This window comes from Helcococcus bovis (assembly GCF_046035835.1).
In the GTDB taxonomy this organism is placed as follows: Bacteria; Bacillota; Clostridia; order Tissierellales; family Peptoniphilaceae; genus Helcococcus; species Helcococcus bovis.
In genome coordinates this window covers 99,120-105,287 of the sequence record NZ_JBFNGB010000003.1, presented here as the reverse complement: position 1 = coordinate 105,287, position 6,168 = coordinate 99,120, and the positions used below count along the sequence as shown (strand labels likewise).

Annotated in this window: 5 protein-coding genes; all 5 read left to right on the top strand. The window is 23.0% G+C overall.

What is annotated here, in order from left to right; genetic code table 11:
* The first annotated feature begins 96 nt into the window (after positions 1-96).
* The 5 genes from ABGF48_RS01935 (at position 97) to ABGF48_RS01915 (ending at position 6,058) form a co-directional block, all read left to right on the top strand.
* Positions 97-531 carry a hypothetical protein gene (locus tag ABGF48_RS01935; RefSeq protein WP_408104670.1) on the top strand — a complete coding sequence of 145 codons (435 nt, stop codon included), beginning with the start codon at positions 97-99 and terminating at the stop codon, positions 529-531.
* 210 nt (positions 532-741) lie between these two features.
* Entirely contained in the window at positions 742-1,296 is a 555-nt protein-coding gene (locus tag ABGF48_RS01930; RefSeq protein WP_408104669.1) for a hypothetical protein, read from the top strand.
* Positions 1,297-1,417: 121 nt separating this feature from the next.
* On the top strand, positions 1,418-3,943 hold the full coding sequence (locus ABGF48_RS01925; protein ID WP_408104668.1) for an ABC transporter permease: 2,526 nt from the start codon (positions 1,418-1,420) through the stop codon (positions 3,941-3,943).
* A 563-nt stretch (positions 3,944-4,506) separates the two neighbouring features.
* On the top strand, positions 4,507-5,403 hold the full coding sequence (locus ABGF48_RS01920; RefSeq protein ID WP_408104667.1) for an ABC transporter ATP-binding protein: 897 nt from the start codon (positions 4,507-4,509) through the stop codon (positions 5,401-5,403).
* 310 nt (positions 5,404-5,713) lie between these two features.
* Positions 5,714-6,058, top strand: coding sequence for a hypothetical protein (locus ABGF48_RS01915; protein WP_408104666.1), 345 nt, complete (start codon positions 5,714-5,716; stop codon positions 6,056-6,058).
* Positions 6,059-6,168: the final 110 nt, after the last annotated feature.

Here is a 6,168-nt window from a genome sequence, read left to right as displayed (position 1 = left end):
CATGTGACATCGATGTCATTGTAAAACGAAAATAATTATATTAATATAGGGGTGTAAGTTATAATTTACAAGAAAAAAATTCAGTTAAGGAGAAAAATGAAAAAAAGAAAATTATATTGCGTTTTAGGGGTGGGAATAATTTTTATTATACTATTTTCGATTTTTACGCTTAAATCTAACTTGAAATCTAATTTGATTGAAAGAACAGGAGTTAAATTACCTATAGATTCAAAAGTTACAGAAGTATTTTCTTCTAGAGATAGTTTTTTAGGAGATGGTAATAGATTGTTAAAATTAATTACAACTTCTAAAAAATTGGAAGGTACTGATTTAATAAAAAAAGAAAATAATATGATTAATCATATTGAAAAAGACATAGTAAAAAGAATTATTACTGAATCAAAAATTAATTTAAAATTAGATAAAATGCAATATTTAAAAACTATCGAAACATCAGAAAAAGGATATACATTAATTATTATGTATAATACAGAAGAAGATATTTATTATTTGTTTGAAAATAAAATTTAGGAGAATATATGTTTAAAATATATAGTAAAAGAAATTTAATATGACTTATTTTTGCTTTTGTTTTGTTGATTTTTCCATCAGGTGCATTTGTAAAAGCAAGTAATTCAGAAGGGGATATAGAGATTATAAAAAATGAGTTAGAAAAAAAATGGGACAAGTGTTGAAACAGAATTAAGGAAAAATATAAAGTATTATCAAAATTTATTAGCATTGAACTTTTTATCTCAGTATGAAAAAGATAAAGTAAACAGTATTATAAATTCATTAGATGATCAAATTAAAAGTTATAACACTAACCGAGATTATAGATTTAAGAGTGCTAATAATTTTATATACTCAAGTGCTGTTTCTGCTGTAATTGCATGGTTTAATTATCAAGGATATATTTTGTCAGCAGAACTTTTAACACATGCAAAAGAAAATAATGAAATTGATTCTTTGTATATCCCTATACATGGTGATAGAGTGACAAGCTCACGAGTATTTAAGAATATTCATAGATCTTCAAGTTTTTCTGGTAAAGCAGAATTTCCTAATATAGGTGGAACGATTGAAAAAGATTTGTATTATGCAATACACGGATTCACTTGGACGAAACATGACTATGGAAAGATAACAATAACTGACAGATATGACTTTGATAATGATAAAAGTTATTATTCAGGAATTCAGAATGTAGCTGTAAAAACAATGTACGAAGCTCAAAGAAGAGGAGTTATAGTTCCATTTGGAATTAAGATATCTAAATATTATAGAAATAAGTAGATATAAATAGTTTAATTAATTGCAACGTATGTAGAGTATAAAATATTATAAATAATATAAAAAGAGCTGTTGAAATAGAAATTATATTGATTTTAATAGATCTTTTTTTATAGAGGCTGATATGCTAAAACTAGAACTTAAAAAATTACATAAATCAAAGTTAATATTATTTACTATTTTATTCGCTATTATTATGTCATTTTATGTAAATTATAGATCTAATAATATTTTAGAATTAAGTCATGAATATAAAGTATCAAAAGTTCCAGGAGATACCATTTTAATTGCTAATGCAAGAAAAAATGATTTTCTTTTTCTAAAAAATTTAGAATATATAACTAGGCTAAATGAAATTATAGATAATAATCATTACTCTAAATATTCAGAGCTTAATCATTTTATGTTAAATATAGATAAAAAGACATTTAAGGAAAAATTTGATATAAGTAAAAAATTTTATAAATTAGATTACAATTTATTAACAGAGGTATTAAAATTTTATAAGGATTATAAATTAGAGTTAAAAGATAAACTAGAAAAAAAAGATGTTAATTATGCTGTTTTGGAAATGGAATATCTAAAAAAAAATGATATTCCTAGAAATAATAGTTTTTTAGAACATTTGTCAACAAATTACGCAAGAAGAATCATATATAATAGTAAGATAATATTTGGTATACCATTTTTAGTATTTGCGATACTAATATTTTATGGGATTTTAAGCAAGGAAATGGAAGATGGTACGATTAATCTATTGAAAACTCAACCTATAGATTATAGAAAATTAGTTATTTCAAAATTAATTTCAATGAATTTAATTTCCATAATATATTTGTCATCCTTTTTTATATTTTTTGCATTAATATGTTTTGCTCAAGGAATTAATTTAGGTGGATTTAGAGAAATATATAGAGTATTTCATGAAGGGTTAAATCCAAAATATATTTTAGCTTATAATCTTTTGCCATTAATTTTATTATTATTTTTTACAATTATGAATTTGATGTATTCAATAATATTATTTGTAAATTCAATATTTAGAAGTAAGCAAGTATCATTGGCTCTGTTAGTTACTTTATTTGGATTGAGTTTCACGTTTACAGAAAATATTGAAGGTTTAAAAACGGTATTTAATCCTATATATGTAATGGATTATATTAGAACAATTAATGGAAAAATTTTTTCGACGATATCAATATCGGGACAATATGAATATAAAGAATTGTATAGTAGTAACTTTTATTTTTTAGGTATATTTATTTTATTCACAACAATATTAATTTTAGCAACAATTTATATACTTAGATATAATTTTAAGTTTAATAAGGTTCAAGATAAAATTTATATTAATAAATATAGTGTATTTAGATTTGAAGTAAGGAAAATAACTAATAATCAAAGTTTTTTAATTTATTTATTAGCAACATTAATTTTAATATTTTCTTTACACTTTTTTGAGAAAAACAAAGCTATAAATATTAAAAATTATAAAATAGGAGAAAATGGAGAGATAAAAGAAATAGTAGAAGAAGTTAAATTAGAAAAGAATAGAATAGAGGCTAGAGGTGAAAGTATAAAAAATATCAATTTGAGTGATATAAACTCTTCATTTTATGCTTTAGCAAAAACACAAGAAAATCATATAAATAATATGATAGCAGGATATAAAAAAGGAGATTCTAGCTTATTTTATAACTCTCAAAAATGGCTTGATATATTTAGATCAACTCACTATAATACTATGTTTATTTCTAAACAAGATTCACTACCATTTAATACTTTTGAAAATGAAGTATTAAGTGATGTGTCTATAAAAGATAAAGTAATACCTATAACAAAAAGTGATTTTAAATTTTCAGAATATCAAATTTTTAATTCTAATTTGATAGAAAAACAAGTTAGAAATCAAGAAAGATATGGAACAAATTCAGGTGTATATACCATATACAGAATGTTAAAATATCAAGATTTAGATATAATATTTTTAGGGATTGTAATGTTTATGATACTTCATGGGTATGTATCGGAAAAAGAAAATGGAAATCAGCTAAATATGATATATACACAACCCTTAAATAGATTTAAATATAATATTACAAAAGTTTTTTCACAAACATATGTATTAGCGATTTTCTGTTTTGTAGTATTTGCATTTGCAATATTAAACGGTGTTATTACAGAAGGATTTGGAGAAATAAAACAACCTGTAATTCACTATTTAACATATTTTAAGAAATTTAATATCCCTGAAGAAAGATTAAATGCAATAAAAACATTTACGACTATGCCAATTTGGCAGTATCTAACAAAGACATTTATAGTAATGATATTGCAAGGATTTTTAATATCATCAATAGCAACATTATTTTCAATATACACAAAGAGTAAAAATTTACTAATTGCTATGACATCGGGATTTATATTAACAGGTGTGATTTTAACAAATTTATTAAATGTAAATATCGTAAAGTTATATAGTCCATTTAGCTATTTATTTGCAAATAAAGTGGCAGATAATTCGGTAATGATAAGAAATGTAATAATCGGTGGGAACTTTGTGACAAGTGTGATGGTCTTAACTGTATGGAGCATAATATTTATGATAATTGGAAGCATGATAGTTAATAAAAGGAAACAAAAAGTATAAAGTATGGTTGCTACAACTTATAAGTTTACAACTATTTATAAGTTGAAATCGAATTTAGACACTAGCTGTATACTTTACGGATAAAAACCTTATTTTTAACAATTTTGTTTGCTGTGCTTGTAAAATTTTACGGATAAAAATAGATGTTTGGTGGATTCTGTCTGCTTTTAGCTATTTATTTTTCATTCTTACTTAAAATTTACGGACAAAAAGGTCTAACTTTAGATTTTTGTATGCTTATTTTAGCAAAATAGTAAAAATTTTACGGACAAAAAATAGAAAATTAAAAAATGAGTCTGCTTTTAATTATTAAGAAAATGTAACAATATTTGAACTGAAACTTTAATTTATTTCTTAGCTTGATTTTATCAAGATGTAACAACTAATAAGTAGAGAGAGTTTCGATTAGAAATTATACAACTAATATCTTGTACCATATTGAGAGAATATTGTTAGTTCGACATCTTTCGATTAGAAATTATACAACTAATATATTACAAATAGTTTGAGATAAAAATAAAACATGTGGTTTTAATTATAAAATTATTATGCGAGGAGAAATTATGTCAATTTTAAAATTAGAAAATGTAACAAAAAAATTTGGAAAACAGGAAGTGCTTAAAGGAATTAACATGCATATTGAAAATCCCGGTATTTATGCTGTTATAGGACCGAATGGGGCAGGAAAATCTACTTTATTTAATGTAATTTCAAACTTATTGAAACCCAATAGTGGTGAAATCGAAGTTGTTGGAAAGAAAAATACGAATTCAGATATATTTTTTGAAGTATCTTTTTTAAAAGATAATAGAGTTTTATATGACTATTTGACAGGATATGACCATTTAGCATTTATTAAAACAGCACAAAAATTACCGAAAGAAAGAATAGATGAGGTTGTTGAAAAATTACAAATAGCCCATTATATGAATAAAAAAACCGGAGACTATTCATTAGGAATGAAACAGCATTTACTAATTGCGATGGCAATGATGAATAAACCGAAACTTATGATACTTGATGAACCTTTGAATGGGCTGGATCCTACATCGGTAATTAAAGTAAGACATCTATTAAAAGAATTAGTAGAATCGGGAACAGCTATATTAATTTCATCACATACATTAAGTGAAATAGACTTATTGACAGATCAAATAATGTTCTTGAAAGATGGTCGAATAGTAGAAGAACAAATGGATTTAATAAAAGACAATATTTATGAGTTATCATTAACAAAAGAATCAGTAGAAAAACTTAAAGATTATCAAATTAAGGGATTAAATTATGAACTAAATCAAGATAAAATGATTGCGAATATTGGAATAAATAAAGTTTCATATCTAATAGAAAAATTAGAAGATGAAAATATAGAATTTACAGATATTACAAAGAAAAAAGTTGGTTCAGAAGAAAGATATATGAGAATGTTTCCGGAAGAAATGGAGAAAATTAGAAGATAAAATATTTACAATATAATTATTTTAAATTAAAAAAATTATTTTTTAGATATATAGAAAATTGTTTTATTTTGAATAATATCTGATTTGTACCCAAAATAAAAATAGGTATGATAATAAATGTTGATGTTAATTGCTTTAATGATATTATTTAATTTAAAATTAATTTTTTTATTTAACATACAACGAATAAAATTATATAAAATATTTTAAAATATGACATCGATGTCATTGAATTTAAGTTTTAATTATATTAATATTTATTTGTAAGTTATAATTTACAAATATATAAATTAAAAAAGGAAGGTAAAAAATGAAGAAAATTTTTAATAATTTATTATTTGCAAGTGTGTTAATTACATTGATGTATTTATCAAACTATAATACTTATGCATATACATGGACAGACCCTTATAATAGTGATAAAGAGATTTTTGGAGAATTGAAAAAAAATAGTTGTACTCATTTTCCTATACATAAAATTGTTAATAAGTACTACAATTCGCAATCTGAAGCTAATTTAGCACCAGATACTATTACCTATATTCCTGATGAGGGATTAGGATTATTTAAAGGAAAATTAAATAAAATAAGAGTTCAATATATTAGTCCTGGAAAATATGTAGCAATTTATGAAGGATATGTTTGTCTTCAATAGTATAGAATAAAATTAATAATTTACTACTAAATTATGATTATTATAAAATTATAGTATGTATTGAAAATGTATTATAATTAAGATAGTTAAACAATCATAATCATCATCAG

Coding starts and splice junctions, on each gene's coding strand:
- ABGF48_RS01935 (WP_408104670.1), top strand. CDS start 97: ATGAAAAAAAGAAAATTATATTGCGTTTTAGGGGTGGGAATAATTTTT.
- ABGF48_RS01925 (WP_408104668.1), top strand. CDS start 1,418: ATGCTAAAACTAGAACTTAAAAAATTACATAAATCAAAGTTAATATTA.
- ABGF48_RS01920 (WP_408104667.1), top strand. CDS start 4,507: ATGTCAATTTTAAAATTAGAAAATGTAACAAAAAAATTTGGAAAACAG.
- ABGF48_RS01915 (WP_408104666.1), top strand. CDS start 5,714: ATGAAGAAAATTTTTAATAATTTATTATTTGCAAGTGTGTTAATTACA.